Here is a 16,760-nt window from a genome sequence, read left to right as displayed (position 1 = left end):
CGGAGTGCATGGAGTGCACTCCGGGACCGGTCGAGCTCAAACCCTTACGGGCTGACGTTCAACGATCAGGCGTTGACGCAGGTGTTGCCGAAGGCGGGGTTCAGCAGACCGATCACGGAGACCGTGTTGCCGCACACGTTGACCGGCACGTGGACCGGAACCTGGACGACGTTGCCGGAGAGCACGCCGGGGCTGCCGATGGCCGCACCCTGGGCGCCCGCGTCGGCGGAAGCCATGCCCGCACCCGCGAGAACGAGGCCACCGGTGGCAGCCGCAACTGCGACGACCTTCTTGATCATGATTCCTCCTAGTTGGAAAATGCGGTCCCAGCCGCGGACCGCAAACCTTGTAACGAGGAGGAATTCGCGGGGCTACGTGTGAACGGCTCGTTTCACTCGTTCGGACATGTCCGCACAGGTGGCCGAATCGGCGGCGAACCGGTCAGGCGGCGGTCAGGAGTGGTCGATGAACCGGTCGAGCACCCGCACGCCGAACTGCAGACCGTCGACCGGCACCCGCTCGTCGACGCCGTGGAACATCCCGGCGAAGTCCAGCTCCGGCGGCAGCTTCAGCGGGGCGAAGCCGAAGCCCCGGATGCCTAGGTCGTCGAAGGACTTGGCGTCGGTGCCGGCCGAGAGCATGTACGGCACGGCACGGGCGATCGGGTCCTCGGCGACCAGCGCGGTCTGCATCGCGTCGACCAGGGCGCCGTCGAACGTGGTCTCCAGGGCCTTGTCCGCGTGCACGTCCTCGCGGCGCACGTTGGGGCCGAGGATCCGGTCGAGGTCGGCGAGGAACTCCTCCTCGTACCCCGGCAGATACCGGCCGTCGACGTGGGCGGTCGCCTGGCCCGGGATGACGTTGACCTTGTAGCCGGCGCCGAGCTGGGTGGGGTTGGCGGTGTTCTGGAGGGAGGCGCCGATGAGCTTGGCGATGCCGCCGAGCCTGGCGAGCGTCTCGTCCATGTTCTCCGGGTCCAGCTCGGTGCCGAGCGCGTCCGAGAGCTCGTCCAGGAAGTGCCGCAGCGTCTTGGTGACCCGCACCGGGAACTTGTGCCGGCCCAGCCGCCCGACCGCCTCGGACAGCTCGGTGATGGCGTTGTCCTTGTGGATCATCGAGCCGTGTCCGGCGGTGCCGTCCACGGTCAGTTTCATCCAGTGCATGCCCTTCTGGGCCGTCTCCACCAGATACAGCCGCAGGTTCTCGTTGACGGTGAAGGAGAAGCCGCCGACCTCGCTGATCGCCTCGGTGACGCCCTCGAAGAGACCCGGGTGGTTGTCCACGAGATAGCGGGCCCCGTAGGTGCCGCCCGCCTCCTCGTCCGCGAGGAAGGCGAGCACGATGTCGCGCGGGGGCTTGCGGCCGGTGCGCATCCGCTCCCGGACGACCGCGAGGGTCATCGCGTCCATGTCCTTCATGTCGACCGCGCCCCGGCCCCAGACGCAGCCGTCCGCGATCTCGCCGGAGAACGGGTCGTGCGTCCAGTCCGCCGCGTTGGCCGGCACGACGTCGGTGTGCCCGTGGATGAGGAGCGCCGGGCGGGAGGGGTCCTCGCCCTCGATCCGGGCGACGGTGGAGGCCCGCCCCTTGTGCGACTCGAAGATCTGCGGCTCCAGGCCGACCTCCGCGAGCTTCTCCGCGACGTACTCGGCCGCGAGCCGCTCGCCGGGGCCCGAGTGGTCGCCGTAGTTGCTGGTGTCGATCCGGATCAGGTCACGACAGAGGTCGACGACCTCCTGCTCGGCGTTGCCGGTGACGGCCTTGCCCGTGCTGCTCTCGCTCACGCTGGTTCCTTCCACTGTCGCTGTGGTGCTCCTTCTCATCCTCCCGCGCCCACGGCGTACGCCCAAGGCCGCGCACCCCGTCACGCACCGTTCACAGCCATCGGGGCGTGATCGAGCACCCCTGAATGTTTGCTATGGTTTTCCACGTCGGAACGGGCACGGCCCGCGAAGACAGACACCTTGTCCGGGTGGCGGAATGGCAGACGCGCTAGCTTGAGGTGCTAGTGCCCTTTATCGGGCGTGGGGGTTCAAGTCCCCCCTCGGACACCAGCAGGAGCCCCACTTCGGTGGGGCTCTTTTGCGTCACCGGCCGACCACGGAAAGGGGCGACGATGCGGGGCCGCAGGAAGCCGCCCGCCGCTCCGCTCCCCCAGCGGGACGGGATCGACGCGGTGCGGGTGCGGTTGCCGGAGGATCCGGAGGGCCGGTGGACGTCCGTCGGGGCGCATCTGGCCGACCGGTTCGGCGGGGCGATCGGGGTGGACCGGGTGGCCGGGATGCTGGCGGCCGGGCGGTTCGTGGGGGCCGACGGGGCCGCGGTGCGGGGCGCGGAGCCGTACGCCGCCGGGCGGTGTCTCTGGTTCCACAGGGATTTCGCACCGGAGGAGCCGGTGCCGTTCCCGGTCGGGGTCGTGTACCGGGACGAGCGGATCGTGGTCGCGGACAAGCCGCACTTCCTGGCGACCACGCCCCGGGGGCGGCACATCACCGAGACCGCGGTGGCCCGGCTGCGGCGGGAGCTGAAGCTGCCCGGGCTGCAGCCGGCGCACCGGCTGGACCGGCTGACGGCGGGTCTGGTGCTGTTCGTGGTGCGGCCCGGGGACCGGGGCGCGTACCAGACGCTGTTCCGGGACCGGCTGGTGCGGAAGGAGTACGAGGCGGTGGCTCCGTACGATCCGGAGCTGGCCCTTCCGCGGACCGTACGGAGCCGGATCGTCAAGGAGCGCGGGGTGCTCGCCGCCCGGGAGGAGGCGGGCGAGGCGAACAGTGAGAGCCGAATGGAGCTGGTGGAGCACCTGGGGCCGCTGGGGCGCTACCGGCTGGTGCCCGCCACCGGGCGGACGCATCAGCTGCGGGTCCATATGAACGCGCTGGGGCTGCCGATCGTCCACGATCCGCTGTATCCGGTGGTGGTGGCGGAGGGGGCCGCCGACGATTTCTCGCGGCCGTTGCAGCTGCTGGCGCGGGTGCTGGAGTTCACCGATCCGGTCGGCGGGGAGCCGCGCCGCTTCGAGAGCGGGCTGCGGCTCTCCGCCTGGCCGGAGGGGTGAGGCGGGCGGCGCTCAGTGGCCGCGCTTGATCCAGTCGTCGAGCTGCGGGGCCTCCGCGCCGATGGTGGTCGGGTCGCCGTGGCCGGTACGGACCGTCGTGTCGCCCGGGAGCGTCAGCAGCCGGTCGCGGATCGAGTCGATGATCGTGGGGAACGACGAGAAGGAGCGGCCGGTGGCGCCGGGGCCGCCCTGGAAGAGCGTGTCGCCGGTGAAGACCGTGGAGAGCCCGGGGGCGTACAGGCAGACCGCGCCGGGGGCGTGGCCCGGGGTGTGCAGGACCGTGAGGGTGGTGCCCGCCACCGTCAGCTCCTGGCCGTCGGTGAGGGTGCCGTCGGGGGCGCGGTCCGGGTGGGTCTGCTGCCAGAGCGGCAGGTCGTCCGGGTGGAGCAGGATCGGGGCGCCGGTGGCCCGGGCGAGGGCGGGGGCGGCGTCGATGTGGTCGTTGTGCGCGTGGGTGCAGACGATGGCGCGCAGCGTCCGGCCGCCGAGTGCGGCCTCGATGGCGGCGGCGTCGTGGGCGGCGTCGACGACGATCGCCTCGGTGTCGTCGCCGACGATCCAGACGTTGTTGTCGACGTCCCACTCGCCGCCGTCGAGGGCGAAGGTGCCGGAGGTGACCAGGTGGTCGATGCGGGCGGCCATCAGAAGACCACCACCGAGCGCAGGACGTCGCCGTCGTGCATCCGGGCGAAGGCCTGCTCGATGTCGCCGAGTCCGATGGTCTCGGTGACGAAGGCGGCGAGGTCGAGGCGGCCCTGCTGGTGGAGGTCGACGAGCATCGGGAAGTCGCGGGAGGGCAGGCAGTCGCCGTACCAGGAGGACTTGAGCGAGCCGCCGCGGCCGAAGACGTCCAGGAGCGGCAGTTCCAGCTTCATGTCCGGGGTGGGGACGCCGACGAGGACGACCGTGCCGGCCAGGTCGCGGGCGTAGAAGGCCTGTTCGTAGGTCTCCGGGCGGCCGACGGCCTCGATGACGACGTCGGCGCCGTTGCCGTCGGTGAGGGCGCGGATGGCCTCGACGGCGTCGCTGGAGCGGGAGTTGACGGTGTGGGTGGCGCCCATCTTCTTCGCCGTCTCCAGCTTGCGGTCGTCGATGTCGACCGCGATGATCTTCGCCGCTCCGGCCAGCCGGGCTCCGGCGATGGCCGCGTCGCCGACGCCGCCGCAGCCGATGACGGCGACCGAGTCGCCGCGGCCCACCTGACCGGTGTTGATGGCCGCGCCGATGCCCGCCATGACACCGCAGCCGAGAAGTCCGGCGACCTCGGGGGCGACCTCCGGGTCGACCTTGGTGCACTGGCCGGAGGCGACGAGGGTCTTCTCGGCGAAGGCGCCGATGCCGAGGGCGGGCGACAGCTCCGTGCCGTCCAGCAGCGTCATCCTCTGCTTGGCGTTGTGGGTGTCGAAGCAGTACCAGGGGCGGCCGCGCAGACACGCGCGACACTGGCCGCACACGGCACGCCAGTTGAGGATGACGAAGTCGCCGGGGGCGACGTCCGTGACGCCCTCGCCGACCGACTCCACGACGCCCGCGGCCTCGTGGCCGAGGAGGAAGGGGAACTCGTCGTTGATGCCGCCCTGCTTGTAGTGCAGGTCGGTGTGGCAGACGCCGCACGCCTGGATCTTCACGACGGCCTCGCCGGGACCGGGGTCCGGGATCACGATCGTCTCGACCCTGACCGGCTCGTTCTTGCCCGGTGCGATGACCGCTTGCACCTGCTGTGCCATAACCCTGCTCTCCCTGCTCCCGCGCTGCGCGAAGATCGATCGCGGACCACCGTACGCCTTGGAGGACGTACTACGGAGCGAGCACGTCCAGTTCGTGCAGGGCGCCGACAGCGATCTCCTTGGTGATCCGCTCGGCGGCCTCCGGGTCGCCCTCGCGGACCGCCTCGGCGAGCCGGACGTGCAGGGTGACGGCGGCCGGGTCGGGGTCCTCGAACATCACCTGGTGGTGGGTGCGGCCCGCCAGGACCTCGGCGACGACGTCCCCGAGCCGGGCGAACATCTCGTTTCCGGAGGCGTCGAGGACGATGCGGTGGAAGGCGATGTCGTGTTCGAGGTAGCCCTCCAGCTGCTGGCCGCGCGAGGTGGCGACCATGCCGAGGGCGCGTTCGGTGAGCTCGGCGCACTGCTCGGCGGTGGCGTGGCGGGCGGCGAGTCCGGCGGCGACCGGTTCGATCGCGGAGCGCAGCACGGTGAGGGAGCGCAGCTGGCGCGGGCGGTCGGCGCCTGCCAGGCGCCAGCGGATGACCTGGGGGTCGTAGACGTTCCAGGTCTCGGTGGGGCGGACGGTCACGCCGACGCGGCGGCGGGATTCGACCAGGTGCATCGATTCCAGGACCCGGACCACTTCGCGGACGACCGTACGGGAGACGTCGAAGCGCTGGGCGAGCTCGTCGGTGCGCAGCACACTGCCGGGCGGGCACTGGCCGGAGGAGATCTCCAGACCCAGGGTGTCCAGCACATGTGTATGCAGCCCCTGGCTCTGTGTGGTCATGGGTCAAGCCTACGGGGCGGGCCACGGGAATAATAAGTACGACGTTTACGTCACAGGCTCTTGAATAAGTCGTACCTAATAGGTTTCAGTAGCGCGACGGACCGATGTCGAAGAAGACAGCGAGACACCCCATGAACACCGCACCCCGCATGAGCACCCCCCACGTCGTCGTGGTGATGGGCGTATCAGGAACCGGCAAGACCACGATCGGTCCCCTGCTCGCCGCCGAACTCGGCGTTCCGTACGCCGAGGGCGACGACTTCCATCCCGCGGCGAACATCGCCAAGATGTCGGCCGGCACCCCCCTGGACGACGACGACCGCCGGCCCTGGCTGGACGCCATCGGCACGTGGGCGCACGGGCGGGCGGGGCTCGGCGGGGTCGTCTCCAGCTCCGCGCTCAAGCGGGTCTACCGGGACCGGCTGCGGGACGGGGCGCCGGACGCCGTCTTCCTGCATCTGACCGGTGACCGGTCGCTGATCGAGGAGCGGATGGCGGACCGCAAGGGCCACTTCATGCCCACCGCGCTGCTCGACTCCCAGTTCGCGACGCTGCAGCCGCTCCAGGCCGACGAGGCCGGAGTGAGCGTCGACGTGTCCGGCACTCCCGAGGAAATCACCCAGCGAGCCGTCGCCGCGCTGCGCCGGCTCGAAGACTAAGGACCATCACCGTGACCAGTCTCAGCGTCGAGATGCTGGCAGCGGACGCCGCCGAACCGATCACCTCGGCAGGCAACGCTCAGTTGGGCATCGCCGTCCTGGCGGGCATAGCCGTCATCGTTCTCCTCATCACCAAGCTCAGGATGCACGCGTTCCTGGCGCTGACCATCGGTTCACTGGCGCTCGGCTCCTTCGCCGGAGCCGCCCCGGCCGACACCATCGCCAGCTTCACCACCGGCCTCGGCTCCACCGTCGCGGGCGTGGGCGTCCTGATCGCGCTCGGCGCCATCCTCGGCAAGCTGCTCGCCGACTCGGGCGGGGCCGACCAGGTCGTCGACACCATCCTGGCGAAGGCCAGCGGCAGGGTGATGCCCTGGGCGATGGTCCTGATCGCCTCGATCATCGGGCTGCCGCTGTTCTTCGAGGTCGGGATCGTGCTGATGATCCCGGTCGTGCTGCTCGTCGCCAAGCGCGGCAACTACTCCCTGATGCGGATCGGCATCCCCGCGCTGGCCGGTCTCTCCGTGATGCACGGGCTGATCCCGCCGCACCCCGGCCCGCTGGTCGCGATCGACGCCCTGGACGCCAACCTCGGTGTGACGCTGGCACTCGGCGTGCTGGTCGCCATCCCGACGGTGATCATCGCCGGTCCGGTGTTCTCCCGCTACGCCGCGCGCTGGGTGGACATCAAGCCGCCGGAGAACATGATTCCGCAGCGTCCCTCCGAGGACCTGGAACGCCGTCCGAGCTTCGGCGCGACCCTGGCGACCATCCTGCTGCCGGTCGTCCTGATGCTGCTCAACGCGCTCGTCGAGATCGTCGTCGACAACCCGGAGAACGGCCTCCAGAAGGTCACCACGGTCATCGGTTCGCCGCTGATCGCCCTGCTCGCGGCCGTCCTGGTCGGGATGTTCACGCTCGGCCGGGCCGCCGGGTTCACCAAGGACCGGCTGGCCGGCACCGTGGAGAAGTCCCTCGCCCCGATCGCCGGGATCCTGCTGATCGTCGGCGCGGGCGGTGGCTTCAAGCAGACGCTGATCGACGCCGGGGTGGGCCAGATGATCCTGGAGTTCTCCGAGAACTGGTCGATCCCGGCCCTGCTGCTGGGCTGGCTGATCGCCGTCGCGATCCGCCTCGCCACCGGCTCGGCCACCGTCGCCACCATCTCGGCCGCCGGTCTGGTCGCCCCGCTGGCCGCCGACATGTCGACCTCGCACGCGGCCCTGCTGGTGCTGGCCGTCGGCGCCGGTTCGCTCTTCTTCAGCCATGTGAACGACGCCGGGTTCTGGCTGGTGAAGGAGTACTTCGGCATGAACGTCGGCCAGACGGTGAAGACCTGGTCCGTGATGGAGACGATCATCTCCGTGGTGGCCATGGCCTTCATCCTGCTGCTGTCGCTGTTGCTGTAGCCGGTTCCGTACGGCAGGACGCGAAACGCCCGTCCCGGGGCAGGCCACCGGGGCGGGCGTTTCGCGTACGTACGTGGCGCGTGCTCGCGTTGCGCGTACGGGGGTGTGTCAGCGGCGGGCCGACTCGCTCTCGGCCGCCTTCTCCAGCTGGAACGCCTCGTTGCCGAGGCCGATCCGGGCGTGCACCTCCGGCTTGACCGAGCGCAGGACCGCGCCGTACACCAGGCCACCGACGAGGGCGAGGATGATCACGCCGGGCAGCAGCCAGTTGAGGGCCGAGCCGGGCCCCGATCCGACGAGGACGTCGAAGTCGCGGACGGTGAAGACGGCGATCGCCAGCAGCGCGAGCCCGGCGAGGGCGGAGGCGACCAGGCGCGGGGCCTGCGCGCGGCCCGCACCGCGCTTGACGAAGAAGGCGATGACGGCGAAGGAGGCGGCGGCCATCAGCAGGATGATGCCGAGCGCCCCGACGTTGCCCATCCAGGTGAAGAGCCGCAGGACCGGGGCGGTGGGGTCGCCGACCGGGTTGTCGTCGGTGAAGGCGAAGGCCGCGATGATCACGACGGAGACGGCGGACTGGAGCAGCGAGCCGGTGCCGGGGGCTCCGCTGGCCCGGTTGGTGCGGCCGAAGCGGGCGGGCAGCAGGCCCTCGCGGCCCATCGCGAACGCGTAGCGGGCCACCACGTTGTGGAAGCTGAGGAGCGCCGCGAACATCCCGGTGACGAAGAGGATGTGCAGAACGTCGGTGAAGGTGGAGCCGAGCCGCTCCTCGGTGAGGCCGAACAGCATGCCGGGGCCCTCCTTGAGAGAGGTGTCGGCGATGAAACCGGGTCCGGCGGCGACGGTCAGCGCCCAGGAGCTGATCGCCAGGAACAGCGCGGCGTAGCCCACCGCGAGGAACATCACCCGGGAGACCACGATCTGCGGGCGGCTGGTCTCCTCCGCGTACACCGGGGCCTGCTCGAAGCCGACGAACGCGGCGATGCAGAAGCAGAGCGCGGTGCCGAGCCCGGCGCCGGTGAGGGTCTCGGGGTTGAAGGCGTGCAGCGACAGGCCCTCGGGGCCCGGCTTGCTCACGGCGGCGATGTCGAAGATCACCACGAGGGCGCACTCGATGACCAGCAGGACGCCGAGCACCTTGGCGTTGAGGTCGATCTTCAGCCAGCCGAGGACGCCGACGACGGCGGCCGACACCAGGGCCGGTATCCACCAGGCCAGCTCGATGTCGAGGTACGTGGCGAAGATGCCGGACACCTCGAAGCCGAGGATCCCGTAGATGCCGACCTGCATGGCGCTGTACGCCACCAGCGCCACGAGCGAGGCCCCGGCGCCGGCGGTCGGGCCGAGCCCGCGGGCGATGTACGCGTAGAACGCGCCGGCGTTGTGGACGTGCCGGCTCATCTCCGCGTAACCGACGCTGAACAGCATCAGGACGATGCCCAGGATGATGTAGAGCAGCGGCTGGCCGACGATGCCCATCACGCCGAAGACCGTGGGCATCACCCCGGCGACCACCATCAGGGGGGCACTGGCCGCGACCACCGACAGCAGGAGGCCCGAGGTGCCGAGCCGGTTCGCGCGCAGGGCGCGTTCCTCGCCCTTGTAGGTGTTGATCCCGCCGGTATCGGCCGTTCCCCTCGTGGTGCCGGTCTCACTGGAAAATGAACTGCCGGTCGACATGGCGGGGTTGGTCCCTTCTTCATGGTGAGCGCGGTGGGCGTGGCGGGTGGTGTCCTTCGTGCTTCACGGGGTGCCGAGCGCGTAGGCGCGCGCGGCGGTGAACGCGGCGTGGGGCTCCCGGCCGGAGTACGACCAGGGCGCGGCGGTGGCGTACGGCCCGATGCGGTGGAAGAGGGCGGCCGCCTCGGCGGGCCGGCCCTCGCAGACCTTGGCGTGCGCCAGGAAGTTCAGGTCGAGGCGGTGGCGCGGGTGGTCCTCGCGCTCCCATTCCAGCCACCAGTCGAAGGCGGCCTTCATCACCTGGCGGGCCCGGCGTCCGGACCAGTGCTCGGAGGCCGCCGGGTCGTCGGACTCGATGCCGGCGGCGACCAGGACGCGGTAGCGCTCGGCGTGGGCGACGACAGGGAGCACGGCCAGCGGGGAGTCGGCGGGGGCCAGTTCGGCGGCCCAGGCGGCGAAGTCGTACACCTCGTGAAGCGGGTCGTGGCCGCTGGCGGGGTTGCTTTCGGCCAGCAGCGCGGTCATCACATGGTGGGCGTGGTGGTGGTCCGGGTGGCGGGAGCGCACCTCCTCGAAGAGCCTGCCGGTCTCGTCCGCGCCGTCGTCGCGGGCCCGGTCCAGGAGGAGCAGCGCGAGCCAGGGGGTGGGGTCTTCAGGGGTGAGGCGGGCGGCGGCCAGGCAGGCTTCGCGGGCGCGGGCGGCGTCGTTCGCCTTGACCTTGGGCCGCAGTGCGCGGACGACCCGGGCGCAGCCGAGCAGGATGGCGGCGTCGGCGCTCTCGGGTTCGGCGAGCAGCCAGTCACCGGCCCAGTCCACGGCGGACGAGGTCTCGGCGAGGGCCAGAAAACGATGTCCGCGCCGGTCCCAGTCCCGCCCGGTGTCCACCAGCAGGGTGCGTGCCTCGGACCACCTGCCCTGGGTGAACCGGCCACGTGCGGCGATGAGTTCGTCGTCGTCGAGGGCCGGGTCGAAGACATGGTCCGAGCGGCTGCCCCGACGACGGGAGCGGCCCAGGGGCGGCGGAGGCGGGGGCATGCCGCAGGCTTCTTTCGATGCGGTGTGCGAGCAGATGATCGCGCACAGCAAAGCGGTAGGCAATGCCCCACGTCAAGGGGCGTCGGCAGGCAACTGCTCCGACATACCGGCCAGTTGGCTTGATCTGGTCGAACCCCCGACGGTATCGGCGCAGCGTGCGGGCGGGGAGAGCGGGCCGGGGTGAGGCCCGACACACTGGTGCCACACTGGTCACATGGAGCGACATGAACCTCTGAAGCCCTTCCTTCTCGCCTTTCCCGGGCCGTTGCGCGACCGGCTGGTGGCGGCCGTGCTCTCCGGCGAGAAGGTGTCCACCACCGGCTTGCTCTGCGAGTACGAGCTGGAGCAGGAGGAGTTGCCGCCCGTGGGCGAGCGCTCCGCGCTGATCGACTCGGACGGGCGGGAGGTCGCGGTGGTGGAGGTGACCGGCGTACGGGTGCTGCCGCTGGGGGCCGTGGATCTGCGGCATGCGCTGGACGAGGGTGAGGGGTACACCTCGGTGGCGGAGTGGCGGGCGGGGCACGAGCGGTTCTGGCACAGCGCGGAGATGCGGGAGGCGATGGGGGATCCGGCGTTCACGGTGCATGACGGGACGATGGTCGTGGCTGAGCGGTTCCGGGTGGTCGAGCGGTTGGGGTGACCGTGGGGGCAGGTTCGTCCGCGGGGTGAGGGCGGGCCTGCGGCCGGGTGAACGCCGGAGCTCTGCCCCGGACACCCCGCTCATCGATCGCCGGAGGGGCTTGAGGAACGGCCGGAGGGGCTTGAAGGGCGGGCCCGGTCCTCCACCATGGAGCTGAGAGCGCCCGAAGAGGCCTAGGTGTGTTGATCACCAGCGTTGACAACGCTCGTGATCAATACACCTAGAGCGCCTGCGCCGCTGCCCTGCCCGCCGCTCGGCCCGAGAAGATGCAGCCGCCCAGGAACGTGCCCTCCAGGGAGCGGTAGCCGTGGACTCCGCCGCCGCCGAAGCCGGCCGCCTCGCCCGCCGCGTACAGGCCGGGGAGCGGGGTGCCCTCGGCGGTCAGGACGCGGGAGGACAGGTCGGTCTCCAGGCCGCCCAGGGACTTGCGGGTGAGGATGTTGAGGCGGACGGCGATCAGCGGGCCCGCCGCCGGGTCCAGGATCCGGTGCGGCTTCGCGGTGCGGATCAGGCGGTCGCCCAGGTAGGCGCGGGCGCCGTGGATCGCGGTGACCTGGAGGTCCTTGGTGAACGGGTTGGCGATCTCCCGGTCGCGTGCGGTGATCTCGCGGCGCAGGTCGGCCGCGTCGATCAGGCCGTCGCCCGTCACCGCGTTCATGCCCCGGACGAGTGCGTCGAGGTCCTTCTCCACGACGAAGTCGGCGCCGTGGTCCATGAACGCCTTGACCGGTGCGGGCACGTCCGCTCGGGCCCGGCCGATCACGTCGCGGACCGACTTGCCGGTCAGGTCCGGGTTCTGCTCGGAGCCGGAGAGCGCGAACTCCTTGCCGATGATCCGCTGGTTGAGCACGAACCAGGTGTAGCCGTGGCCGGAGCCCATGATGTGTTCGAGGGTGCCGAGCGTGTCGAAGCCCGGGAAGAGCGGGACCGGCAGCCGCTTGCCGCGCGCGTCCAGCCAGAGCGACGAGGGGCCGGGCAGGATCCGGATGCCGTGCTTGGCCCAGATCGGGTTCCAGTTCTCGATGCCCTCGGTGTAGTGCCACATCCGGTCGCGGTTGATGTGGTGCGCGCCCGCCTTCTCGGCGATGCCGAGCATCAGCCCGTCGACGTGCGCGGGCACCCCGGACAGCATCTTCTCGGGCGGGGTGCCGAGGCGCTCGGGCCACTGGGCACGGACCAGTTCGTGGTTGCCGCCGATGCCGCCGGAGGTGACGATGACCGCCTGGGCCTTCAGCTCGAAGGTGTCGGTGGCCTCCCGGCTGCTCGCGGTGCCGCGTTCGGCCGCGCTGGGCTCCAGGATCTCGCCGGTGACCGTGTCCAGCGCCCCGGCGGTGCGGGCGAGGCCGGTGACCCGGTGGCGGAACCTCAGCTGGACGAGCCCCTTGGCGACGCCCTCGCGGACCCGCCGTTCGAAGGGGGCGACGACACCGGGGCCGGTGCCCCAGGTGATGTGGAAGCGGGGTACGGAGTTGCCGTGGCCCGTCGCGTCGTAGCCGCCGCGTTCGGCCCAGCCGACGACCGGGAAGATCCGCAGCCCCTGCTGGTGCAGCCAGGAGCGCTTCTCACCGGCGGCGAAGTCGACGTACGCCTCGGCCCACCTGCGCGGCCAGTGGTCCTCCTTCTCGCGGTCGAACCCGGCCGTGCCGTACCAGTCCTGCAGGGCCAGTTCCCGGCTGTCCTTGATCCGCAGCCTGCGCTGTTCGGGCGAGTCGACGAGGAAGAGGCCGCCGAAGGACCAGTGCGCCTGGCCGCCGATGGACTGCTCGGGCTCCTGGTCGAGGAGAATCACGGAACGGCCGGCGTCGACCAGTTCGGCGGTGGCCACCAGCCCGGCGAGTCCTGCCCCGATCACGATCACATCAGCGTCGTACGCCATGGGTTCCATCCTGTTCGGGGCGGCTCAGGGGCGGCAGAATCGTTCAAGTTACCCGTGCGTCAGATCTTGGGTACCGGCCGCTGCCACGTCAACCGTCCGGGTGCTGTTGGATGAAACGTATGACGCCCTCTGACGAGATTCTGGACATCGTCGACGAGAACGACGAGGTCATCGGCCGGGCCCCGCGCGGCGAGGCGACCGCACGGGGGCTGCGCCACCGCTGCGTGTTCATCGAGGCGCGCGATGCGCGGGGCCGGGTCTTCGTCCACCGGCGTACGGCGACGAAGCTGGTCTTCCCCTCGCACTACGACATGTTCGTCGGCGGAGTGGTGGGCGCGGGCGAGTCCTACGACGAGGCGGCGCTGCGCGAGGCGGAGGAGGAGCTGGGGGTCTCGGGGCTGCCGAAGCCGGAGCCGTTGTTCCGGTTCCTCTACGCCGACGGCGAGCACACCTGGTGGTCGGCCGTCTACCAGGTGCGGTGCGAGCTGCCGGTGGCCCCGCAGGCCGAGGAGGTCGCCTGGCACACCTTCCTGGACGACGCGGAGCTGGAGCGACGGCTCGGCGAGTGGTCCTGGGTGCCCGACGGGGTGGAGGCGTACCGGCGGCTGCGGGAGCTCCGGGCCGGCTGATCAGGCCCGCGCCGCGCACACCGTAGAGTTTCCCGTGTGAACAGGATCGCGCAGAGCGTACGGCTGTGGTTCGCGCCGCAGCGGGTCCGGGAGGAGGGCGACACCCCCGACTACCGGTTCTCGCTGGCCAACGAGCGGACGTTCCTCGCCTGGATCCGGACGGCTCTGGCCCTGATCGGCGGAGGTTTCGCCGTCGATCAGTTCCTGCCCGAGCTGGTGTGGGGCGTGCGGGCCGGGCTCGCGCTCGGGCTGCTGGCCGCCGGGGTGCTCTGCGCGCTGCGGGCGGTCAACCACTGGGTGCGCTGCGAGCGGGCGATGCGGCGGGGCGAGGATCTGCCGGTGTCCCGGTTCCCGACGCTGCTGAGTCTCGTGGTCGCCGTCGTCGCGGTGGCGATGGTGGTGGTGGTCCTCTTCGGCTGGGAGGGCGTGTGACGGCGGCGGGCCGCGATCCCGGGCTGCAGCCCGAGCGGACCCGGCTGGCCTGGCGGCGTACGACGCTGTCCGCCACGGTCGTCGCGGTGCTGGCGGGGCGGCAGGCGCTGCACAGCGGGGCGACCCCGGCCGCGCTGCTCGCGGTTTCGCTGAGCGCGCTGGCCTGGCTGGGGTTCCTGCTGGTGGCCCACCGCCGGATGCTGCGGATGGCGGCGGCACGTCCCGCGCCGCTCGCGCCGCGCGCCACGCTGACGGCGACGCTGTGCACGGTGGCGCTGGCGGTGTTCGCGGCGGCGATGCTGTTCTGAGCCGCGTTGAGCGGCTCTGAGCGCACCCGCTTCGGCGGGACGGTTCAGGCGGCCCAGTCCACCGTCACCACGATCTTGCCGCGGGTCCGCCCCTCCTGATTGAGCCGGTACGCGTCGGCGGCCCGTTCCAGCGGGAACACCCGGTCCACATGGACGGTGACGATGCCCTGCTCGGCCAGTTCCGCGACCTCGGCCAGGTCGTGGGCGTCGGGGCGCACGAAGGCGTAGCGGCCGCCGTAGGAGAAGACCTCGCTGTCCGCGATGGAGGCGAGCCGGCCGCCCGGGGCGAGGGTGTCGGCGGAGGCGCGCAGGGCGTCGCCGCCCACCGTGTCGAAGGAGGCGTCGAAGCCTCCCGGGACCAGTTCCCGCAGCCGTTCGACGAGGCCTTCGCCGTACTCCACCGGCTCCGCGCCCAGGCTGAGCAGATGCTCGTGGTTGCGCGCGCTCGCGGTGCCGACGACCCGGCAGCCGGCGTGCCGGGCGATCTGGACGGCGAGTGATCCGACGCCGCCGGCCGCCGCGTGGACCAGGACGGTGTCGCCCTCGCGGACCTTCAGCGTGCGGTGCAGCACCTGGTACGCGGTGAGCCCGGCCAGTGGCAGGCCCGCCGCCTCCTCGAAGCTGAGGCGCAGCGGCTTGCGGGCCAGGGTGCGCACGGGGGCGGCGACGTACTCGGCGAACGTACCGCGCGAGAGGAAGTCCTCGCGGACATAGCCGATGACCTCGTCGCCCACCGCGAACTCGTCGACCGCTACGCCGGGTTGCACGACCACCCCGGAGACGTCCCAGCCGGGGATCACCGGGAAGACGGCTTCGAGGCCCGCCTGGAGGTAGCCCTCGCGGGCCTTCCAGTCGACCGGGTTGACGGCGGCGGCCCGCACCTTCACCAGGACGGAGTCGGGGCCGACCTTGGGGTCGGGCCGCTCGCCGTACTCCAGGACGTCCGCGGAGCCGTACGCGTGGTAGCTGATCGCCTTCATCCCTCGACCTTCCGTGCAGGTCAGGGTCGCCGCAACTCAGGGCCGTACCGCCGTGGGCGGCGGCAGCGGGGGGTGGGGGTCGTGGCCGGAGTGCCGGAGGCCGATGAGGAAGGCGGTGGTGGTCTCCAGGCAGGCGGCCCGGTCCAGCCCGCCGACCGTCAGGGGCCGGTGGGCCGGAAGGTGGTCGGACGCCTTGACGAGGAGGAGCCGGCGTGGGCGGTATCAGCCGTTGCCGGATGGCTCACCAGCGCGGGACCGTCGGTGTCTCCCACTCCGGGTCGGCGGCGCGCATCGCCGCGGCGTCGTCCCGCTCGCGGTAGGCGCCGTCGTCCTCCAGCCAGCGGCGGTGCAGGGCGGCGAGGCGGTCGCGGTCCAGTTCGACGCCGAGGCCCGGGGCGTCGGAGACGGTCAGCCGGCCGTCGGTGAAGGTGTGGCGCTCGGTGATGACGTCCTCGGTCTGCCACGGGTAGTGGCTGTCGCAGGCGTGGGCGAGGTCCGGCACCGTGGCGGCGACGTGGGTCATGGCGGCGAGGCTGATGCCGATGTGGGTGTTGGAGTGCATGGAGAGTCCGACGCCGAACGTGCGGCAGATGCCCGCCAGTTCCCGGGTGCGGGTGAGTCCGCCCCAGTAGTGGTGGTCGCTCAGGACGATCCGGACGGCGTCGCGGGCGAAGGCGTCCGGTACCTCGGCGAGGGTGGTGACGCACATGTTGGTGGCGAGCGGGACGTCGGTGGACGCCGCGACGATGGCCATGCCGTCCGTGCCGCTGGTGGGGTCCTCCAGGTATTCGAGGACGTCCTTCAGCCGGTCGGCGACGTACAGCGAGGTGGGTACGGTCCAGGCGCCGTTCGGGTCCAGGCGCAGCGGGCGGCCCGGGAACGCCTCGGCCAGGGCGCGGATCGCGGCGATCTCCCGGTCGGGCTCGAAGACGCCGCCCTTGAGCTTGAAGGAGCCGAAGCCGTGGGTGTCGGCGAAGCGCCGGGCCTGGGCGACGACTCCGGCCGGGTCGAGCGCCGCGCCCCAGTCGTCGGCCTCGCCCGCGCCGGGGTGGGCGGCCCAGCGGTAGAAGAGGTACGCGCTGTACTCGACGGTGTCGCGGACCTTGCCGCCGAGCAGGGCGTGCACCGGCAGGCCCTGGGCCCTGCCGAGGGCGTCGAGGCAGGCGACCTCGAAGGCGGAGACGACGGAGAGCCGGATCTTCTCGGCGTTCCTGACCCCGCGCAGCCCTCCGGCGTCGACCCGGTCGTCGGCGGCCCCCGAGTCCCCGCACACCTCATCGGCCAGGGCGAACAGCCCGTTCAGATCGGTGACCGCCCGGCCGGGCAGCGCCTCGGCGAGGGAACGCGCGGGCTCCAGGTAGACGCTGTCGCCGTACGTCTCTCCCACCCCGGTCGTTCCGTCCCGGGTGACGACCTCCACGATCAGGCGCGGGGTGTAGGGCTGGTGGACGCCCTGGGTGTTCAGCAGGGGCGGGTCGGACACGAGGATCGGGGTGAGCCGGACGTCTTCGATCACCAGAGCTGTATGCATACATGAACTGTATTCAAGGATGCATAC

General features: G+C 71.3%; 17 protein-coding genes and 1 tRNA gene. 8 read left to right on the top strand and 10 right to left on the bottom strand.

The annotated features are described in order from the left end of the window. Positions 1 to 65: 65 nt before the first annotated feature. Together chpH and AC0VY3_RS12055 are read right to left on the bottom strand one after the other, a co-directional pair. Positions 66 to 299 (bottom strand): chaplin ChpH, encoded by a 234-nt coding sequence (chpH, locus tag AC0VY3_RS12060; RefSeq protein ID WP_006123411.1) that lies wholly within the window; start codon positions 297 to 299, stop codon positions 66 to 68. Between the two features lie 153 nt (positions 300 to 452). Beyond that, positions 453 to 1,784: a M20/M25/M40 family metallo-hydrolase gene (locus AC0VY3_RS12055; RefSeq protein ID WP_103511767.1), complete on the bottom strand. Its 1,332-nt coding sequence runs from the start codon at positions 1,782 to 1,784 to the stop codon at positions 453 to 455. Between the two features lie 182 nt (positions 1,785 to 1,966). Here AC0VY3_RS12055 and AC0VY3_RS12050 point away from each other — a divergent pair. Together AC0VY3_RS12050 and AC0VY3_RS12045 are read left to right on the top strand one after the other, a co-directional pair. After that, positions 1,967 to 2,054 (top strand) — tRNA-Leu (locus AC0VY3_RS12050). Between the two features lie 62 nt (positions 2,055 to 2,116). Continuing rightward, on the top strand, positions 2,117 to 3,055 hold the full coding sequence (locus AC0VY3_RS12045; protein WP_475549584.1) for a pseudouridine synthase: 939 nt from the start codon (positions 2,117 to 2,119) through the stop codon (positions 3,053 to 3,055). A gap of 12 nt (positions 3,056 to 3,067) precedes the next feature. Here the strand turns inward: AC0VY3_RS12045 and AC0VY3_RS12040 are convergent, their stop codons facing one another. The 3 genes from AC0VY3_RS12040 to AC0VY3_RS12030 form a co-directional block, all read right to left on the bottom strand. Further along, complete coding sequence (locus tag AC0VY3_RS12040; RefSeq protein WP_242737238.1) at positions 3,068 to 3,697, bottom strand: MBL fold metallo-hydrolase; 630 nt, start codon at positions 3,695 to 3,697, stop codon at positions 3,068 to 3,070. Next, entirely contained in the window at positions 3,697 to 4,782 is a 1,086-nt protein-coding gene (locus AC0VY3_RS12035; RefSeq protein WP_103511764.1) for an S-(hydroxymethyl)mycothiol dehydrogenase, read from the bottom strand. The genes AC0VY3_RS12040 and AC0VY3_RS12035 overlap by 1 nt, the downstream gene beginning before the upstream one ends. Before the next feature lie 70 nt (positions 4,783 to 4,852). After that, positions 4,853 to 5,554, bottom strand: a complete 702-nt coding sequence (locus tag AC0VY3_RS12030) for a FadR/GntR family transcriptional regulator (protein ID WP_103511763.1) — start codon at positions 5,552 to 5,554, stop codon at positions 4,853 to 4,855. A gap of 149 nt (positions 5,555 to 5,703) precedes the next feature. Between AC0VY3_RS12030 and AC0VY3_RS12025 the strand changes: the two genes are divergently transcribed. Together AC0VY3_RS12025 and AC0VY3_RS12020 are read left to right on the top strand one after the other, a co-directional pair. After that, positions 5,704 to 6,213: a gluconokinase gene (locus tag AC0VY3_RS12025; RefSeq protein WP_103511776.1), complete on the top strand. Its 510-nt coding sequence runs from the start codon at positions 5,704 to 5,706 to the stop codon at positions 6,211 to 6,213. Positions 6,214 to 6,224: 11 nt separating this feature from the next. After that, entirely contained in the window at positions 6,225 to 7,622 is a 1,398-nt protein-coding gene (locus AC0VY3_RS12020) for a GntP family permease (protein ID WP_103511762.1), read from the top strand. A 108-nt stretch (positions 7,623 to 7,730) separates the two neighbouring features. Here the strand turns inward: AC0VY3_RS12020 and AC0VY3_RS12015 are convergent, their stop codons facing one another. Next, positions 7,731 to 9,302, bottom strand: coding sequence for an APC family permease (locus AC0VY3_RS12015; protein ID WP_103511761.1), 1,572 nt, complete (start codon positions 9,300 to 9,302; stop codon positions 7,731 to 7,733). Positions 9,303 to 9,365: 63 nt separating this feature from the next. Further along, entirely contained in the window at positions 9,366 to 10,337 is a 972-nt protein-coding gene (locus tag AC0VY3_RS12010; RefSeq protein ID WP_475549583.1) for a hypothetical protein, read from the bottom strand. Positions 10,338 to 10,551: 214 nt separating this feature from the next. On the opposite strand from AC0VY3_RS12010, the gene AC0VY3_RS12005 reads away from it, so the two are divergent. Then, positions 10,552 to 10,977, top strand: coding sequence for an ASCH domain-containing protein (locus tag AC0VY3_RS12005; protein ID WP_103511759.1), 426 nt, complete (start codon positions 10,552 to 10,554; stop codon positions 10,975 to 10,977). Positions 10,978 to 11,197: 220 nt separating this feature from the next. On the opposite strand, the gene AC0VY3_RS12000 is transcribed toward AC0VY3_RS12005, so the two are convergent. Then, a complete protein-coding gene (locus AC0VY3_RS12000) occupies positions 11,198 to 12,853 on the bottom strand; it encodes an FAD-binding dehydrogenase (RefSeq protein WP_103511758.1) in 1,656 nt (551 codons plus the stop codon). 119 nt (positions 12,854 to 12,972) lie between these two features. On the opposite strand from AC0VY3_RS12000, the gene AC0VY3_RS11995 reads away from it, so the two are divergent. Genes AC0VY3_RS11995 through AC0VY3_RS11985 form a run of 3 tightly spaced genes read left to right on the top strand, consistent with a single transcriptional unit; the run spans position 12,973 to position 14,222 of the window. Continuing rightward, entirely contained in the window at positions 12,973 to 13,482 is a 510-nt protein-coding gene (locus AC0VY3_RS11995; RefSeq protein WP_242737229.1) for an NUDIX domain-containing protein, read from the top strand. A 36-nt stretch (positions 13,483 to 13,518) separates the two neighbouring features. Next, entirely contained in the window at positions 13,519 to 13,914 is a 396-nt protein-coding gene (locus AC0VY3_RS11990) for a YidH family protein (protein WP_103511756.1), read from the top strand. Beyond that, the gene (locus tag AC0VY3_RS11985; protein ID WP_103511755.1) at positions 13,911 to 14,222 is read left to right on the top strand and encodes a DUF202 domain-containing protein; all 312 of its coding nucleotides are present in this window, start codon (positions 13,911 to 13,913) and stop codon (positions 14,220 to 14,222) included. The genes AC0VY3_RS11990 and AC0VY3_RS11985 overlap by 4 nt, the downstream gene beginning before the upstream one ends. Before the next feature lie 44 nt (positions 14,223 to 14,266). On the opposite strand, the gene AC0VY3_RS11980 is transcribed toward AC0VY3_RS11985, so the two are convergent. Both AC0VY3_RS11980 and AC0VY3_RS11975 read right to left on the bottom strand, forming a co-directional pair. Continuing rightward, a complete protein-coding gene (locus AC0VY3_RS11980) occupies positions 14,267 to 15,202 on the bottom strand; it encodes an NADP-dependent oxidoreductase (RefSeq protein WP_103511754.1) in 936 nt (311 codons plus the stop codon). Positions 15,203 to 15,443: 241 nt separating this feature from the next. Then, positions 15,444 to 16,733, bottom strand: a complete 1,290-nt coding sequence (locus AC0VY3_RS11975; protein WP_475549582.1) for an enolase C-terminal domain-like protein — start codon at positions 16,731 to 16,733, stop codon at positions 15,444 to 15,446. Between the last annotated feature and the right edge of the window lie 27 nt (positions 16,734 to 16,760).

The sequence above is a fragment of the Streptomyces sp. iso_384 genome, assembly GCF_056172905.1.
The sequence above is the reverse complement of the archived record's forward strand: the minus strand, read 5'-3'. Positions and strand labels throughout refer to the sequence as shown.

Excerpts from the sequence above, each read along its gene's own strand:
- chpH (WP_006123411.1), bottom strand. The coding sequence starts at position 299 with ATGATCAAGAAGGTCGTCGCAGTTGCGGCTGCCACCGGTGGCCTCGTT.
- AC0VY3_RS12045 (WP_475549584.1), top strand. The coding sequence starts at position 2,117 with ATGCGGGGCCGCAGGAAGCCGCCCGCCGCTCCGCTCCCCCAGCGGGAC.
- AC0VY3_RS12040 (WP_242737238.1), bottom strand. The coding sequence starts at position 3,697 with ATGGCCGCCCGCATCGACCACCTGGTCACCTCCGGCACCTTCGCCCTC.
- AC0VY3_RS12035 (WP_103511764.1), bottom strand. The coding sequence starts at position 4,782 with ATGGCACAGCAGGTGCAAGCGGTCATCGCACCGGGCAAGAACGAGCCG.
- AC0VY3_RS12030 (WP_103511763.1), bottom strand. The coding sequence starts at position 5,554 with ATGACCACACAGAGCCAGGGGCTGCATACACATGTGCTGGACACCCTG.
- AC0VY3_RS12025 (WP_103511776.1), top strand. The coding sequence starts at position 5,704 with ATGAGCACCCCCCACGTCGTCGTGGTGATGGGCGTATCAGGAACCGGC.
- AC0VY3_RS12015 (WP_103511761.1), bottom strand. The coding sequence starts at position 9,302 with ATGTCGACCGGCAGTTCATTTTCCAGTGAGACCGGCACCACGAGGGGA.
- AC0VY3_RS12010 (WP_475549583.1), bottom strand. The coding sequence starts at position 10,337 with ATGCCCCCGCCTCCGCCGCCCCTGGGCCGCTCCCGTCGTCGGGGCAGC.
- AC0VY3_RS12005 (WP_103511759.1), top strand. The coding sequence starts at position 10,552 with ATGGAGCGACATGAACCTCTGAAGCCCTTCCTTCTCGCCTTTCCCGGG.
- AC0VY3_RS12000 (WP_103511758.1), bottom strand. The coding sequence starts at position 12,853 with ATGGCGTACGACGCTGATGTGATCGTGATCGGGGCAGGACTCGCCGGG.
- AC0VY3_RS11995 (WP_242737229.1), top strand. The coding sequence starts at position 12,973 with ATGACGCCCTCTGACGAGATTCTGGACATCGTCGACGAGAACGACGAG.
- AC0VY3_RS11980 (WP_103511754.1), bottom strand. The coding sequence starts at position 15,202 with ATGAAGGCGATCAGCTACCACGCGTACGGCTCCGCGGACGTCCTGGAG.
- AC0VY3_RS11975 (WP_475549582.1), bottom strand. The coding sequence starts at position 16,733 with ATGCATACAGCTCTGGTGATCGAAGACGTCCGGCTCACCCCGATCCTC.